Raw genomic sequence first — 16,408 nt, forward strand, 5'->3', positions numbered from 1 at the left:
CTATTGAACTCGCCAATACTTTGTTAAAAACAGGCTTAAAATGCTTATTTACTACAGTAAATTCCGCTTTCTCGCCCGTTTTTGCCGCGTCTTGGCTTCGCTCAATACGTTAAGTTACATTAATAGTAAGGCCAAAAAAAAGGCCGGGCGATTAAGCCCAGCCCTTTCTGGAAGTAAGATCTTAGTTAATTAAACGATCTTCTTCATGTCAGCCATGTGGCCACGCAGTACCGCACCGATCGCTTCAACCGGGTGTGAACGCAGTGCAGTGTTCACTTCGATCAGGCGGGCGTTGTCGACGCCGGTATCTTCCAGATCCAGACCCTTACCGATAACGTCGGTTTTGATGTCCTTCATGAAGTCAGCCAGCAGTGGCAGACACGCGTGGTTGTACAGGTAGCAACCGTATTCAGCAGTGTCAGAGATAGTTGCGTTCATCTCATACAGCTTCTTACGGGCGATGGTGTTAGCGATCAGCGGAGTCTCATGCAGTGACTCGTAGTAGGCAGAGTCAGCGATGATGCCAGCCGCAGTCATGGTTTCGAATGCCAGCTCAACGCCCGCTTTAACCATAGCAACCATCAGGATACCGTTATCGAAGTATTCCTGCTCGGAGATCTCAACATCGCCAGCCGGTGTTTTCTCGAAGGCAGTTTCTGCCGTTTCAGCACGCCAGCCCAGCAGGTTTTTGTCATCGTTCGCCCAGTCTTCCATCATAGTGCGGGAGAAGGTGCCGTCGATGATGTCATCCTGGTGCTTGTTGTACAGCGGACGCATGATCTGCTTCAGCTCTTCAGACAGGTCGTATGCCTTGATCTTAGCTGGGTTAGACAGACGGTCCAGCATGTTGGTGACGCCGCCGTATTTCAGTGCTTCGGTGATAGTTTCCCAGCCGTACTGAATCAGCTTGGATGCGTAACCTGGATCGATACCCTCTTCAACCATCTTGTCGAAGCACAGCAGAGAACCGGTTTGCAGCATACCGCACAGGATAGTCTGCTCACCCATCAGGTCAGATTTAACTTCAGCGATGAAAGAGGACATCAGTACGCCCGCTTTGTGACCGCCGGTACCGACAGCATAGGCTTTCGCCAGAGCCAGGCCTTCGCCTTTAGGGTCGTTGTCTTCGTGAACGGCGATCAGGGTAGGAACACCGAAACCACGTACATATTCAGCACGTACTTCAGAGCCCGGGCACTTAGGTGCAACCATGATAACGGTCAGGTCTTCACGGATCTTCATACCCTCTTCAACGATGTTGAAGCCGTGAGAGTAAGACAGGCAAGCGCCTTCTTTCATCAGCGGCATAACCGCGTTAACAACGGAGGTGTGCTGCTTATCAGGTGTCAGGTTCAGTACCACGTCAGCCGTCGGGATCAGTTCTTCATAGGTACCGACAACAAAACCGTTTTCGGTCGCATTTTTCCAGGACTGACGCTTTTCTGCGATCGCTTCAGCACGCAGTGCGTAAGATACATCCAGGCCGCTGTCACGCAGGTTCAGACCCTGGTTCAGGCCCTGAGCGCCACAACCGATAACAACCATCTTCTTGCCTTTGAGGGCTTCAACGCCATCGCTGAACTCGTCGATAGACATGAAGCGGCATTTGCCCAGTTGTTCCAGTTGCTCACGCAGTGGCAGCGTGTTGAAGTAGTTATTAGACATATTCTGATAGTTCCGTTTGATTAAGTCGCAGCCCGGTCGGCACGACTGTAAATTCTGTTCATTTTACCAGGCGGGAACAGTGTTACCGGCGAGGCTCAAATTCAGGCAGGGCAATATTATACAGAGACACCCGCTGAAGTTTAATAGCGCTACTCTATATAAAAATATGTCTTGCGTATATTGATATATACACATCACAGTATTGCAAAATATGAAATACACCTGATGCCGTACTTAATCCGGAAAAACTGATCCCGATTGGGTTTCAGCCGCTTTTTTATAAAAACCTCTGAAATGCTATGGCTTTTTAAGCTTCTTTTAAGAACTTGTCATTAATATGGCCACTATAGAGATCGGTCATGGATATGAACGGTATGAGGAGGCTTTAAGATGTCAACGCACGATTCACAACAAGTAGTAAAGGTCTGGGACCCCCTTGTCAGGGTCTTTCACTGGTCGCTGGCACTGTTTTTTACGGTCGCTTATCTGACGGAAGGTGACTTCGAAACGGTGCACTTCTATATGGGGTATGGGATCAGCGCTCTGATTCTGTTTCGCCTGCTGTGGGGCATTATTGGCCCCAAATACGCGCGCTTCACAAATTTTGTAACCGGCAAAGAGAAAGTGGTTAGTTACCTGAAGTCGCTGCTAACCGGCAAAGCGGAACACTATGTTGGCCATAATCCGGCTGGCGGCATCATGGTGGTTGCGCTGTTGCTGATGCTGGCACTGACCTGCTTCTTCGGCATGGCTCTGATTGCGACTGACAATATTGGGCCGCTGGCCGGCACCTTTGTGGCCTCATTTAATGAAGATCTGGTGAAAGAGCTGCATGGGATTTGTGCCAACGGCACTCTGGCGCTGGTATTTATTCATCTTGCGGGCGTGGTCGTCAGCAGTCTGCTGCACCGGGAAAATCTGATTCGCGCCATGGTAACCGGTGTCAAAGTGATCGGTGCAAAAAAATCAAAGGTTGAGACTGTTAAAGGAGAGAGTCATGTCTAAAAAAAGATGGTTGCTGGCAGGCCTGATTGCCAGTCTGGCAATGACCGCAAATGCCGGTGTTATTGATCAGAAGCTGGATCAATACCGGGCTGCGGGGGCCACAACGTTCAGTGCTGATGCCGGACAGGCGCTGTGGAACTCAGATAACGATGGTCGAAGCTGCACGCAGTGTCATGGTGCTGATCCAACCGGTGTGGGCAAACACGCGAAAACCGGTAAAGCGATCAAACCGATGGCGCCGTCAGTAAACCCAAAACGGTTTACCGATAGCAAGAAGATCGATAAGTGGTTTTTAAGAAACTGTAAATGGACGCTCAACCGTGAGTGTACTGCGCAGGAAAAGGGTGATTTCTTAGTATGGATCAGGGGGCAATAAACGTATGAAACCAGGAATGAAGAAAATGGCGGGATATATTCGTTATGGTGTGGCAGGCAGCTTTATCGTCGCCGCATGGGGATTGGGACTCACCGGCGTTAGCAATGCGTCTGGCACCTACAGTGCCGGTAACGCGACAACTGCAGAGGCCGTTGTCTACCGGGAGGAGTGTGGAGCCTGTCATGTCGCTTATCCTGCGCGTTTGCTGCCAGCGGAAAGCTGGAGCACTATAATGACGACGCTGGATGATCACTTTGGTGAAAATGCTGAAGTGTCGGATGAAACCGCTGCGATGATCAGCGCTTATCTGACGGATAATGCGGGTAAACCGGGTCGTGGAATGTTAAAAAGAGTTAAGGGCGATGCGCCTTTACGGATTACAGAGCTGCCATACTTTGTGCGTAAACACGATGAGGTGCCAGAGCGTATGGTCAGTGGTAATGCGGAAGTAGGTAGTTTCAGCAACTGTAATGCGTGCCATCAGCGCGCAGAAAGTGGAGACTTCGATGAAGATTCGGTTCGCATTCCTGGTTATGGCCGTTGGGATGATTAACCAGGCCTGTGCCGGTTCTGATATCACTGATGCACAGGTGCGGGAGTGGGTGGCCGAAGGCAGAATCATGTCCTTTGTCGATATTATGGCTGCCAATAAATCCCGCCTTGATGGTCGCCTGCTCGATCTGGAGATCGAGCAGGAAGATGACAGCATCGTCTATGAAGTTGAGGTGCTGCGCGAAGATGGTGAGGTGCGGGAGTTTCATATCGATGCGGCGAGCGGTTCGGTGTTAAAAGAGGAACGGGACGATTGAGAATCTTACTGGTCGAAGATGATCTGGAACAGGCTGAGGCTCTGAAGCGCAGTCTGCAGAAGGCCGGTTATGTTGTCGAGATGGCACATAATGGCACCGATGGACAGTTTCTCGGTGATGAGGAGCAGTTCGATGCGGTTATACTCGATCTTGGCTTACCGGAAATTCCGGGGCTGGAGGTGCTCAGACACTGGCGCCAGAAGGGCAATCATGTGCCGGTGATTATTCTCACTGCCCGGGATGCCTGGCATGAACGGGTTGATGGGCTGAATGCCGGTGCTGATGATTATCTGGGTAAACCGTTTCATGCAGATGAGGTGATCGCCCGTCTGCAGGCCGTGGTCAGACGTACCGTGGGAAAAGCCGATAATGTACTGGAATGGAAGGGGGTCCGGTTGCTGCTGGCTGAGCAGCAGGCGATTGCCCAGGATGGCCGGGTGATCACCCTGACATCCACCGATTTTCGGTTGCTGCGGCACTTTATGATGTATCCCGATAAGGTGCACTCGAAAAGCTATCTGAGTGAGCAGGTTTATGAAGAGGAGCAGATCAAAGACAGTAATGTGATCGAGGTCTATGTAAACCGGCTGCGTAACTATTTTGGTAAAGACTTTATAAAGACCCAGTGGGGCAAAGGGTATCGGATAGGCGAGTGAACAGTGATCTGAATAAACCGTTAAAAGCCCCCGCCATGGTGAGAATGTCGATTCGCCGGCAACTCAGTCGTAGTCTGATTGTCGCCCTGTGCCTGACGATGGGGGCACTGCTGATGGTGGTGAACTGGGGTATTGGTCAGATCTCCCACGAATATATTCTTTCCCGCCTTAAACATGATGCCGAATCGATTATTGCCGCTTTGCAGTTGCAGCCTGATAATCAGACATGGGAGGTGGGCCCCCGCGGCACAAGCACCGTCTATCAGCGTGCGCTTTCCGGGCATTACTATATGATAACCGGGCCAGATATAGAGATCAGAAGTCGCTCTTTGTGGGATTATCCGGCGCAATTTGCCACGCTTGCCAAGGGGGAGGAAAACAGTTTCGAGATGCCCGGTGCCGATGGTCAGCACTGGCTGGTCTGGCAACTGGGGTTCAATAAAAATGATACCCCGTTTACGCTGACCATTATCGAAGACAGCTCACCGCTGGATGCCCTGAAATGGCGATACTCATTCTGGGCGCTGCTGGTACTGGCTGGTGGTGCGATTTCGCTGTTTTTTATGCAGCAATGGATTCTGACCCGCAACTTCCGCTATCTGGATTCGGTTCGGGAGAAGATCCAGTCGTTCCGTTACGCAGAGGATAAGCCCGATCTGAGCAGCGTACCGCAGGAACTGGCGCCCCTGGCGGATGATATAGATCAGCTGCTGCAACAGTTAAAACAGCGGGTCAGTCGCACCCGTAACTCCCTGGGAAATCTGGCCCATGAGATCAAGCGTCCGTTGCAACGGTTGCAGCAGCTACAGGATGAATCGGTCACCGAGTTTGGCGCGGATATCAAAGCACTGCTGGATGATATTCAGTGGCTGATTCAGCGTGAGCTGAAACGGGCCCGGATAGTCGGCGTATCATCGCCAGGGCGGCAGACTAATCTGGCGGTCGATCTGCCTCCGCTGATCAATATACTGAGTAAGTTATACCCGGCGATCCGTATTGAAACGGACCTGTCAGCGGCCGGCACTCTGCCGCAGGATCGTGATGATATGCTTGAGCTGATCGGAAACCTGCTCGATAACGCCTGCAAATATGGTCTGAGTGAGGTGTACTTAACGGTACAGGTGACTGAAGACTTGGCCGTGATAAGGGTGCTGGATGACGGTAAAGGGTTGCCACAGGAGAGTATCGAACACCTGTTGCAACGTGGTCAGCGTCTCGATGAACGGCAGGAGGGGGCTGGATTAGGGCTGTCGATCTGTAACGATATTATCGAAAGTTATCAGGGCCGGCTGACACTGGAAAATCGTGAGCCCCATGGTATCCGGGTGACCATCGAGCTGCCATTGCGCTGAATAGCTGATAACCTCTGCATAACACGCCGTTGCCGCAGACGGTTATGGTTCTGTTTTTAAGGAGTGTGGATGGATCAGGCTTTTATTGACCAGGCATTGCAGCAACTGGCCTGTGTCGATGACGATATTGCCCGTGCACTGCCCCAGGCAGGCGCTCCGGCACCCCGACAGAGAGCGTCAGGTTTTGCCGCACTGCTGGCGATTATTATCGGTCAGCAGGTGTCTACCGAGGCGGCTGCGGCGATTCGGGGGCGGGTTGAAACACTGTTGGCCGAGGTTAGCGCTGAGCGGCTGTTGGCGGTGGATGATCAGGCGTTGCGAGACGCCGGAATGTCCTGGCGTAAGATTGAATATGCCAACGGTCTGGCTGGTGCCGTTGTCGATAAAACCCTGGATCTCGACGCGCTGCCCCATCTGCCTGATGATGAGGCGATCAGAGTGATCTCTTCGCTGCGGGGCTTTGGTCGCTGGAGTGCAGAGATCTACCTGATGTTTTCGCTGCAACGGCAGGATATTTTTCCCGCCGATGATCTGGCATTGCTGGTGGCTTTAGGACGCTTAAAGCGCCTGACGCAAAAACCCACACCCAGGCAGGCGCGGGATCTGATTGAGCACTGGGCACCCTATCGCAGTGCCGGCTCACTGTTTCTCTGGCACTATTACCGGGGTGCACCGGTGTAATCCGTTGTCATTGATCTGGAATTTATTGCTGTCTGCGTGGTCGACTAATGAGTCGTACTATTTTTCAGTCGCGGCATTACGTTTAATTGTTGAGGAATCTGTATGACCGATAGTCAAAACTCTCATAGTGTTAAGTTCTGGCTCACCATCATCGCCTTTCAGATCATCTTTGGTCTGGTTGTGTTTGGCTTTACCCGGCAGTATTACCTGTCAGAGCCACAATCAGCGGCCACTAAGCCCAATCTTGACTGGCCCGTGGCCGGGCAGACGCTCTCCGGTGATCTGCTAACGGGTAAAGCAGGCGGTGCACAGGGGCGTACACCCTCAGCGATGGGCTCTGCCGCTATGGGAGGCTCTGGAATGGGGGGCTCAATGGGCGGCTCAGGCATGGGCGGCAACAGTGTTGGCGCAACATCCGATCTGAGCGTGCTGCAGGACCCGGTGGAGATCTCCCGTATGGCCAATGAGATGTTTGCCAAACAGGACTATCAGCAGGCCGCCAAACTGTATGAAAAACTGTTGTCGTTTGACCCGGAAAATGCCGCCACCTACAACAACCTGGGACTGACACTGCATTATATCGGTCGCTCAGATGAAGCCCTTAAAATGTTGGATGAGGGATCAATTATCGATCCATCCAATCAGCGAATCTGGCTGACCCTGGGGTTTGTCAGCAATCAGATGGGTGATACTGAAAAGGCCCGCACCGCGCTGAAAACCGCTGTAGATCTGGGTGCCGATACCCAGGTAGGGCAGTCTGCTGCGAAGATGCTGGCAGAACTGCCCTGATTAAACGGTCGTTATCTACCGCCCTGATCTTTGTTCCTGTCCTCTGTGGTGAATTGATAGCAAGCCACTGAGGACAGAGAGAGGGAAGGCCCTCAGCCGTTTGGTTTTACGCGACAGAGGTTTATACCCCGGATCTGATTTTCATAAACATCATTTTTGTTCAATAAATGTACAGTTGCCTCTCGACATTGGGGCCTTAACTCTTTAAAGTTGCCGCACTATTAACAGCATCGTTTTTGCGCTGTGTAACCTGTACTTTTCAGGACTCTTTTTCCGGATTCTCTTTCAGTACATTCTTTCCAGAACACTCTTTTCAGGACTGACTCCTTTGATCTCCTCTGCGAACATCACCATGCAGTTTGGCGCTGAGCCGCTGTTTGAAAATATCTCCGCTAAATTCGGCAACGGTAACCGTTACGGCCTGATCGGTGCCAACGGCTGTGGTAAATCCACCTTTATGAAGATCCTCAGCGGTGAGCTGACGCCGACGGCGGGTAATGTGTCTATAACACCGGGGGAGAAGCTGGGTATTCTCAGTCAGAACCAGTTTGCTTTTGAGGAGTATACGGTGATCGACGCGGTGATTATGGGGGATGCCGAACTGTGGAAAGTGAAACAGGAACGTGACCGGATCTACTCTCTGCCAGAGATGTCGGAAGAGGACGGCATGAAGGTCGCCCATCTTGAGGTGGAGTTTGCTGAGATGGATGGTTACAGCGCCGAGAGTCGTGCGGGCGATATCCTGCTGGAAGCCGGTATTGCAGAAGAGTTTCATTTTGGCCTGATGAGTCAGGTAGCTCCGGGCTGGAAACTGCGGGTGCTGCTGGCCCAGGCACTGTTTGCCAATCCCGATATTCTGCTGCTGGACGAGCCCACCAACAACCTCGATATCCACACCATCAGCTGGCTGGAGAATGTGCTCAACCAGCGTAAGAGCACCATGATCATCATCTCCCACGACCGTCACTTCCTCAACGCTGTCTGCACCCATATGGCGGATATCGATTACGGTGAGCTGCGAATCTATCCCGGTAACTATGATTACTATCTGGAAGCCTCTGCGCTGATTCGTGAACAACTGTTGTCGTCCAACGCCAAGAAAAGTGCCGAGATGGAAGATCTGCAGGCATTTGTTAACCGTTTCTCGGCGAACGCTTCGAAAGCGAAACAGGCCAGCTCGCGGGCGAAGAAACTGGAAAAAATTGAACTGGATGAAGTAAAAACCTCGAGTCGGCAGTTCCCCTCAATCACTTATAAGCAGGACAGAAAGCTGCATCGCCAGGCGCTGATTCTGGAAGAGATGGGCCATGGCTTTGAGGATGAAATGCTGTTCTCCGGTGGCAATCTGATTCTCGAAGCGGGTGCCAAACTGGCGGTTATCGGTGAGAACGGTGCCGGTAAAACCACCTTCCTGCGCTGTCTGATGGATGAGTTGCAGGCAAAAGAGGGCACCGTGAAATGGTCGGAAAATGCCTCAATCGGCTACTGTCCGCAGGATAGCTCGGCTGACTTTAACTGCGATCTGACGCTGTTCGAGTGGATGTCACAGTGGCGTACGCCCAAACATGATGACCTTAAAGTCCGTGCACTGCTGGGACGTTTGCTGTTTACCGCGGATGACTTCAATAAGAAGGCCCGGGTCTGCTCCGGTGGTGAGAAAAACCGACTGCTGTTCGGCAAACTGATGATGATGGATATCAATGTCCTGATTATGGACGAGCCCACCAACCACATGGATATGGAAGCGATTGAAGCACTGAATATCGCTCTGGAAGGGTTTGATGGCACACTGATCTTTGTCAGCCATGACCGCGCCTTTGTCTCGTCGCTGGCGGACAATATTATTGAGATTAAAGATCACAAAGTGATCCACTTCCCCGGTACCTTTGATGAATATCTGGATAACCAGACCAAAGCTGCCCGGGTCGCCTGAAGGAAGGAGCAAACCGCTAAAGCTAGCTCACCACAGAGGTCACAGAGAAAAGATTCATAATGTTCTTCTCCGTGGCCTCTGTGCTCTCTGTGGTAAATATTGCTGGATTATGAGACAGCGAAGGTGCAACCCCTGAACCTGGCTCACCACAGAGGACACCGTACCCAAGGGGCATCCTAAGAACACAGAGGAAAGATTAATAAGCTCTTCTCTGTGGCCTCTGTGTACTCTGTGGTAAAAATTTATTATCCCCCCGGTTAGCCAAAGCACAGCACCAGAGGTGTTTCAGTGCTCTCAGACGAGCTCTCTCAGACAGTGCTCTCAGACAAAGGCAGTGACGCGGCGGGTTGAGCCACCGGAAACACCCGGTCATAGCTCCAGTTAAATACCAGGGTGTAGGCCATTACCGCGAAAATCATCACCATATCCACCACCAGTGCCTGCATAAAGGTCACATCCAGCCACCAGACAATCAGCGGCAATGAGGTGGCAGTCAGTGTGATTTCCAGTCCCATCGCATGAATAATCCGGCCCAGCAGTTTTCGCTCGGTGGGAACCCTGCCACGACGAACATCATAGCGATCAAACAAGTAGTTAAAGATCGGGTTGATCAGCATCGCCTTGAGACTGATCACCACGGATAACATCCCCACATCAACGATATCCCGGTTGAGCATCAGAGACATCATCGGCGCCAGCAGGGTCAGTAACAGCGCCTCAAACATCAGAGTGTGACGCAGACGATCCATGGGAGTACGGGTAATAATAGGCTGATTCATGATGGCTCCTTACAAATTCCCTGTCAGCTGACAGTGCTTAAATGATGGTGGCCATTCTAGGGTTTATTTAGATAGATAAAAGTTAGATACTATCTGAATTTCAGATAGGTTGAGGGTGTGCAGATGGCAGGTATTGATCAGTTGGAGGCCTTTGTAATGGCGGCTGAAACCGGCTCGTTCTCGGCCGCCGCCCGGCGTCTGGGAAAGGCGCAGTCCGCGGTGAGTACAGCGATCAGTAATCTGGAGCTGGACAGTAATGTCGAGCTGTTTGATCGCAGCAGCCGCAATCCGGTGCTGACAAAAAGCGGAGAAGCACTGCTGGAATACGCCCGCACCGTGCTTCACAGTCAGCATGAGTTTCGTGTCCATGCCCAGGCGCTGGGGCACAGTGATGAGGTCGAACTCTGTCTGGCGGTGGAGCAGAGTATCTCCAACCGGCCACTGATGGCGATTCTGCACCGCTTCGAACAGCGATTTCCCCATATTCAGCTGGAACTGCTGGACCCCGGCGGCAGCGATGTCGCGGAACTGGTGCGCACCAACCGTGCGGATATCGGCCTGATGCTGGAGCGCGAGAGCTATCCTCAGGGGTTTGGTTTTCGCGGCATCGGTTATTCTGAGCGGGTGGCAGTGTGCCGCCATGATCATCCCATTGTTGTTAAACAGCCGGTGTCACATGCAAACCTGCGTGCTTATCGGCAGCTGGTGCTGCGTAGCCTGGACCTCAGTGATCGCAGCCATGAACGACTGATGTTCAGCCCCAGTATCTGGTTTTCAGAAAGTCCCCACCTGATTATGGACCTGCTATGCAGTGGTCTGGGGTGGGCCTATCTGCACCGTAATGTGGTGCAGGAAAAACTGGATAGCGGCGAACTGATTATCCTGCAACGGGACTATCAGAAGGTCGCCAGCTTGCAGGGGATCGACGTGGTCTGGGCAGAAAACCGTTCCCTGGGTAGTGCCGGTAGCTGGCTGCTGGAAGAGCTGTCACAGCTGGATCTGACTGTGTAAATCTTAGAACGCGGCTTCGTCGCTTGCTAGAACGGAGCCTTCGGCTCCTGCTAGTGGCTAGACGGAAACTTCGTTTCCTTGCTAGAAAAAGCGAAGAAAAGAGCATAAAAACCGTGGTTAGAATGAGGCTGCGCGGCTTGTTCGCGGGGATACCACAGGGTTTGATTCCTTTAATTTTGTAATGATAAAGCGAAGACGTGGCTAGAACGGAGCCTTCGGCTCCTGCTCGTGGCTAGACGGAAACTTCGTTTCCTTGCTAGAAAAAGCGAAGAAAAGAGCATAAAAAGCCGTGGTTATAATGTGGCTGAGCGGCTTGCTCGCGGGGATACCATTGGCTTTGATTCCAGTGGTTTAGGGATGAAAGTATGTCAATTGTCCCTGTTCAGGGGACCCCCTTTCTCTTGAACACTGAAAATAGTGAACTAACTCTTTGATTCAACTGAATATGGGTATTATGATTGAGGCAAGTTTATGGCAGGGACGCGGCCTCTGGAAGCACTATAATTCTGTAAGATGCCTCTCTTAATTAGTGCTAACCTGCTGATTTATAATATAAAAATGTTTTTTGGTCTATCGGGCTTCCAGAATTATAGTGCCTGGGAGTTATAGTGCCAAAGGGCACTATAATTAGCTGTTAACTGTACCTATGACTACCAACGCACAAAAAGAGCGAGAAATGGTTTACGCATCTCAATTGGCTAAAACCCTAGGGGGCAATTGGACTATTGAGTTTCCAGACGATGAGCGTGAATGGCCTGACTTGCTCGTTCACGATGGAGTTCAGCAGTTTGGACTAGAAGTAAGAGAAATTACTAAAGATAAGGAAACCAAAAAAGGCTCCATACGAAGAGCCAGCGAGGGTCGCAACAATCAAATTATTCAGAAGCTCGCTGATAGCTATTATCAGCAGACTAGCATTCCTATAAAGGTTGGAATCTTGGGAAATATTGATAATGAGACGGTAATACTAGAATCTCTATTGCAGTTCTCCATCGAATCTAAGGAGTGGGATAACATAAGAATAGATACGAATAAGAACTCTATAATCTACGCTACCCACCTTCCTGAAGAAATAGGAATCTATAAACGATGGGAGTATGTCGACGATAGAGTCGGGTGGGTAAGAGAAATCGATAGTGAATTTCTAGCACCATTTATCATAGAGAAGGAAAAAAAGATTCCGAAGTATAAAATTCACCTAGATGATATACGGCTTTTGTTGGTCGCTGATCCTACATATAGTTCTGGTCAGCTCTTGTTTACGGATAACAAAATTGATATTGAAAGTGAGTTTAATGAAATCTATTTTTTGGTCTATCCAAATGAAGTTCATCGAGCAAACAGTTAACAAGGCAAGCAAGAGGAACCGCCTAGACGGCGGCCCCTTCTTGCGGCGTTAGGTGAAAGGAATCAAATTGAGATCGAATCAAGAAAAGTTCATAAAATATGAAGAAGAGAGAAATACTCTCTTTGTCTTTGGTGCAGGCGCATCTATTGCAGAAGGCGCTCCATTACAAAAAGACATTTTAAAGCTGATCTTCGAGTCTAATGACAAGCAATTAACTTCCTCTGAAGCTGCTAATCAAGTACGCGTCTTTATTAACGAGAATTTTGATCTAACTGAAGATGGATACCCAACGCTCGAATCAGTATTTGGTTATCTAGAATACTTTATTAGCAAGCGAGAAGGTCTAGGAAAAGAGTATACAACCTTAAAAATTATCGAAATCAAAAAAGCTTTGATACAGCTAGTACATTATGTGATTTCAAAGCCCATGGCAGATAAAAACAACACATATCGGAAATTTTGGAGTGCTGTCTCTGAAACCAATAGGAATATCTCTGTTGTAACTATGAATTACGATACGCTTCTAGATGAGGCGTTTGACTTTTTATATCCCGATAGAGGTTATATTGATTATTGCATTGAGCTAATGAATTATAATCATTATGACAAAATTGACCCATTTCATTGGTGGGCAAACCCCCGAGATCCTGTAACAGTATGGGATGGCGGTGATCCTAAGCCAATAAAACTCATTAAAGTACATGGCTCACTGAACTGGAAATATTGTAATTGCTGCAATCAAGTCTTATTAACGGCATGGGACACTAATATCGATCTAAGCTCTATGGCTTTCAAAGGGTTCACATATGCCAGCTGTGGCAATTTAGAAACCCAAGAATTTGAACTTGTTTGCCCATTAGATGGAAACAGGTTCGATACATTTATAGTCCCGCCGTCCCATATTAAAGATCTTTCTCATCCAGCTATTAACAAATTACTCGACGAGGCGGCAATCGAAATTAGGAAGGCTAAAAAAATAGTATTTGTAGGTTATTCATTTCCAGAAGCAGATGTTCATATAAAAGCTCTCTTTATAAAAAACATGAAGAACGATGCTGAATTACACATTGTTGATCCTTATATAAACAGCACTATTAGGTCTAGTTACAAATCCTTATCAGCCGAACCTTTTTTCTATAACAAAACATTTGATGAGTTTGTAACTGATAACTTATCAAGCCTGATAGAATCACCATACAAGTGACTGTGGTGTTCTGTCAATAATATCAGGCTGATTTTTCATTCCAGCGCTCCTCGTTTTTCAGCATAGTATTTAGGATGACGATCAGTTTTCTCATGCAGGCGATCAGAGCCACTTTAGGGAGCTTCCCTACGGCCTTCAGGTGCTCGTAATAGCGTTTAAAAACAGGATTGCACTGTATCGAAGAGAGCATTGCCATAAACATCACTGTGCGTATGCGATGGCGGCCACCTCGGATACGACGTTTACCGTTGTACGAACCGCTGTCGCGGTTCATTGGCGCGACGCCGACCAGGGCGGCGATCTCTTTTCGGTTTAGTTTTCCAAGTTCTGGCAGTTCGCTGAGCAGAGTGTAGGCCAGGACTTTACCGACACCGGGAACACTGGTCAGTATTTCGGTTTTAATGCGCCAGTGCTTGACTTCAGCCACAAGCTGATCGAGTTTCAGAGTGAGCTTTTCGATCTGAGTTTGTAGCGATTTAAGTAAGGCTTTGATGGATGAGTGCAGCTCCTTTGGCATGATCTGGAGACGGTTTTTCTCCATAGTTTGCATCTCTAATAGCTGAGTGCGCCGGATAAGTAAATCCTTGATTATACGGGACTGTCTGTCGGGTATAGGCTTGATATCAGGTTGAATAGTGGCTGCGAATTGCGCAATCTCTGTGGCATCAATTTTATCGGTTTTAGCCAGTACGCCGATGGCTTGAGCGTAGCGTCGGATATTAGTGGGATTGACCACCACAACAGGAAGATCTACTTTGTCGCAGGCAAAGACAAAAGCGTGCTCGTAACGCCCGGTAGCTTCGGTTACGATACGTTTAACCTGATGAGTTTTAAGAACCTGGACGATCTTGTGAATATGTTCATCATCGTTGGGTATTGAGAAATGGAGATCTAATGGATGAAGGACTATATCAAGTTTCGATTTACCGACATCAACACCGACGTTGATTTCAATGTGACTTTTCGTATTCATCATAATAAGCTGACTCTGCCTTGCTATGCGGGCTCGAGGCCCCAATGACTGTTCGAGTTATTGCTTCGGAGTTATGCAGCGCTACCCACTTGTTATCGGTCTCTCGTATGAGGAGCCGGCCAATCATCGAGCTACTGCATAAAGACCCTCAATGGCCGTTGAGGGTGGGCCTCCAATTTACCCTGAAATGGAACGGAATTAACCATACAAGGCCAGGCAAATCGGACACAAACTCGCTGTCACCTTTTTTGCAAACGGCGCAATAAAGGCGCCATCAATTTTGTGCCGTTGCTAGCGGCGTTATGTACTTTAAGGAATAGCCAGGAGAACATTACTTGAAGCTAACTGAAATATTAGCCATTTACGCTGCGCTTCTTTCTACAATTGTTTTCTTTTGGAATGTCGTCAGAACAGTTCCTAGATACAAAGTAGATATTGGATTTGGTATAGAAAGTGAAAATGATCAACCGAAACATGGAGTTTACATTTCAACAAAAAATCCATCGCCCCACACTGTACATTTGGCGAATATAGATATTCTTTACCGTCATAGCGAGGAAAGCTTTTTCGAGCGGGTTAAATTCCTATTCAAGTATAAACGCTTACCAATCTCTGTAGGCTGGGTATATTCAAGTCTTTCACTTTATAAAATTGATGACAAATGTCCAATATCATTAGAATCAGGAAAGTCTCACATGGTTTTTGTTCCTAATGAAACCTTAGAGGAAATTTTGGAAGGTTCTTGTAGCCGAGATTTAAGAGCTTGTGTCAGCGATCAATTATGGAGGCGAAAATATTCAAATGTTTTTGTATATCCAAAAGATGGCATTAGTAGAAATTAACAACGTACATAACAATCGCATTCACACGGATAATTTGCTCTGCTGCGCGCCGCAAATTCCCGGTGATGCGTGGCGTTACATTGCAAATGGGAGATTCGTATGGAAGATGAATTAGATCCAGCTATCCAACAAGCAAGTGTAGAAAAAGAAGAACCTGCTATTGATAAAAGAGATACTGATTTAGAAGACCTTGCAAAAGTTGAGCTTACTAAGGCTACCATAAGTCAATCAATTGGAACTCTCATTTACCCCATAACAAGCGAGATAGCAAAGTTAGAAGTTAAGGGTATCAATAAAGTTAAAGAATTTAATCGCGATAGGAAAAAGGCAAAATTACTGAAAAAAAATCAAGGGGCTATAGAAGAAATACTTGAGAAAGCCGAAGAAGACTCTAGTAATTTAGATGCAATTGAGAAGATATATGATGCTGTAGAGAGTGCCATAGAGCAAGATATTGAGAATCCCGAAGTAGCAGAGCTGTGGAGCAACATCATTTCCAAGATAAAAAACGGAAATGTAGACGTAGAGATTCTAAAGGAAAAATTAACGCTATTAACTACTGCTGAAGCAAAGTTTCTAATTGAATTCTATCTAGATAAGCATGCAAACGTTAACGTAAATTCCGCAGTAGAAGCACTTTCATTTCGGTCTAGTAAGGACAAAGAATATCTTCGAAATAGAGAATTAGCTAAATCACTTAGTTCGAAAGGAATTCTTGAGCAATCGTTTCCAGTGGTAAGAACGATTTTGCTTGCTCTTATGCCAGTTTTTTTCTTCTTGCTAGCAGCAGAAGCTAACAGGGAATTATTCTCCAGTATGTCAATAAACGTTAGCTCAGCCAATAATGTAATTTTAATGGGTGTATTAGGCGTTATGATAGGCATTATGTTTCTCCCATTTATCAAACAAAGAACTTCTCTTACCTGGATTGGAGAAGAATTATGCAATGGTATCTCTAGTGAAAATCTTTAAATGTAACAAGCCA

The 16,408-nt window shown here is 48.3% G+C and carries 17 protein-coding genes; 14 read left to right on the plus strand and 3 right to left on the minus strand.

All coding sequences use genetic code 11. The annotated features are described in order from the left end of the window. Positions 1 to 189 precede the first annotated feature (189 nt). Positions 190 to 1,665 carry a ketol-acid reductoisomerase gene (gene ilvC / locus OCU43_RS06300; RefSeq protein WP_091352373.1) on the minus strand — a complete coding sequence of 492 codons (1,476 nt, stop codon included), beginning with the start codon at positions 1,663 to 1,665 and terminating at the stop codon, positions 190 to 192. 390 nt (positions 1,666 to 2,055) lie between these two features. Here ilvC and OCU43_RS06305 point away from each other — a divergent pair, with 390 nt between their 5' ends. The 9 genes from OCU43_RS06305 to OCU43_RS06345 all read left to right on the plus strand — a co-directional run bounded on the left by OCU43_RS06305 (position 2,056) and on the right by OCU43_RS06345 (position 9,266). Further along, positions 2,056 to 2,670 (plus strand): cytochrome b/b6 domain-containing protein, encoded by a 615-nt coding sequence (locus OCU43_RS06305; protein ID WP_091352377.1) that lies wholly within the window; start codon positions 2,056 to 2,058, stop codon positions 2,668 to 2,670. Next, positions 2,663 to 3,046, plus strand: a complete 384-nt coding sequence (locus tag OCU43_RS06310; RefSeq protein ID WP_091352379.1) for a DUF1924 domain-containing protein — start codon at positions 2,663 to 2,665, stop codon at positions 3,044 to 3,046. Before OCU43_RS06305 ends, OCU43_RS06310 begins: the two co-directional genes overlap by 8 nt. A gap of 25 nt (positions 3,047 to 3,071) precedes the next feature. Continuing rightward, positions 3,072 to 3,599, plus strand: coding sequence for a diheme cytochrome c (locus OCU43_RS06315; RefSeq protein ID WP_217647364.1), 528 nt, complete (start codon positions 3,072 to 3,074; stop codon positions 3,597 to 3,599). Further along, positions 3,553 to 3,855 (plus strand): PepSY domain-containing protein, encoded by a 303-nt coding sequence (locus OCU43_RS06320; RefSeq protein ID WP_245756466.1) that lies wholly within the window; start codon positions 3,553 to 3,555, stop codon positions 3,853 to 3,855. Before OCU43_RS06315 ends, OCU43_RS06320 begins: the two co-directional genes overlap by 47 nt. Beyond that, positions 3,852 to 4,511, plus strand: coding sequence for a response regulator transcription factor (locus tag OCU43_RS06325; RefSeq protein WP_091352387.1), 660 nt, complete (start codon positions 3,852 to 3,854; stop codon positions 4,509 to 4,511). The genes OCU43_RS06320 and OCU43_RS06325 overlap by 4 nt, the downstream gene beginning before the upstream one ends. Further along, positions 4,508 to 5,863, plus strand: coding sequence for a sensor histidine kinase (locus tag OCU43_RS06330; RefSeq protein WP_091352390.1), 1,356 nt, complete (start codon positions 4,508 to 4,510; stop codon positions 5,861 to 5,863). The genes OCU43_RS06325 and OCU43_RS06330 overlap by 4 nt, the downstream gene beginning before the upstream one ends. Positions 5,864 to 5,932: 69 nt before the next feature. Further along, positions 5,933 to 6,544 carry a DNA-3-methyladenine glycosylase family protein gene (locus OCU43_RS06335; RefSeq protein ID WP_091352392.1) on the plus strand — a complete coding sequence of 204 codons (612 nt, stop codon included), beginning with the start codon at positions 5,933 to 5,935 and terminating at the stop codon, positions 6,542 to 6,544. A 102-nt stretch (positions 6,545 to 6,646) separates the two neighbouring features. Next, positions 6,647 to 7,333 (plus strand): tetratricopeptide repeat protein, encoded by a 687-nt coding sequence (locus OCU43_RS06340; RefSeq protein ID WP_091352395.1) that lies wholly within the window; start codon positions 6,647 to 6,649, stop codon positions 7,331 to 7,333. Positions 7,334 to 7,661: 328 nt separating this feature from the next. Next, on the plus strand, positions 7,662 to 9,266 hold the full coding sequence (locus tag OCU43_RS06345; protein WP_091352396.1) for an ABC-F family ATPase: 1,605 nt from the start codon (positions 7,662 to 7,664) through the stop codon (positions 9,264 to 9,266). A 308-nt stretch (positions 9,267 to 9,574) separates the two neighbouring features. Here OCU43_RS06345 and OCU43_RS06350 read toward each other — a convergent pair whose 3' ends face one another. After that, positions 9,575 to 10,045 carry a PACE efflux transporter gene (locus OCU43_RS06350; RefSeq protein ID WP_091352399.1) on the minus strand — a complete coding sequence of 157 codons (471 nt, stop codon included), beginning with the start codon at positions 10,043 to 10,045 and terminating at the stop codon, positions 9,575 to 9,577. 123 nt (positions 10,046 to 10,168) lie between these two features. On the opposite strand from OCU43_RS06350, the gene OCU43_RS06355 reads away from it, so the two are divergent. From OCU43_RS06355 to OCU43_RS06365, 3 genes are all read left to right on the plus strand, one after another. After that, positions 10,169 to 11,056, plus strand: coding sequence for a LysR family transcriptional regulator (locus OCU43_RS06355; protein WP_091352402.1), 888 nt, complete (start codon positions 10,169 to 10,171; stop codon positions 11,054 to 11,056). Positions 11,057 to 11,702: 646 nt separating this feature from the next. Then, a complete protein-coding gene (locus tag OCU43_RS06360) occupies positions 11,703 to 12,404 on the plus strand; it encodes a hypothetical protein (protein WP_091352405.1) in 702 nt (233 codons plus the stop codon). 67 nt (positions 12,405 to 12,471) lie between these two features. Next, positions 12,472 to 13,608: an SIR2 family protein gene (locus OCU43_RS06365; RefSeq protein ID WP_091352407.1), complete on the plus strand. Its 1,137-nt coding sequence runs from the start codon at positions 12,472 to 12,474 to the stop codon at positions 13,606 to 13,608. Between the two features lie 22 nt (positions 13,609 to 13,630). Here OCU43_RS06365 and OCU43_RS06370 read toward each other — a convergent pair whose 3' ends face one another. Further along, the gene (locus tag OCU43_RS06370) at positions 13,631 to 14,581 is read right to left on the minus strand and encodes an IS110 family RNA-guided transposase (RefSeq protein WP_091353826.1); all 951 of its coding nucleotides are present in this window, start codon (positions 14,579 to 14,581) and stop codon (positions 13,631 to 13,633) included. Positions 14,582 to 14,916: 335 nt separating this feature from the next. Between OCU43_RS06370 and OCU43_RS06375 the strand changes: the two genes are divergently transcribed. Beyond that, a complete protein-coding gene (locus tag OCU43_RS06375; RefSeq protein ID WP_091352410.1) occupies positions 14,917 to 15,423 on the plus strand; it encodes a hypothetical protein in 507 nt (168 codons plus the stop codon). 99 nt (positions 15,424 to 15,522) lie between these two features. Further along, entirely contained in the window at positions 15,523 to 16,395 is an 873-nt protein-coding gene (locus OCU43_RS06380) for a hypothetical protein (protein WP_091352413.1), read from the plus strand. Positions 16,396 to 16,408 lie beyond the last annotated feature (13 nt).

Origin of the sequence: Amphritea atlantica, from assembly GCF_024347255.1 — a bacterium.
Classification (GTDB): domain Bacteria; phylum Pseudomonadota; class Gammaproteobacteria; order Pseudomonadales; family Balneatricaceae; genus Amphritea; species Amphritea atlantica.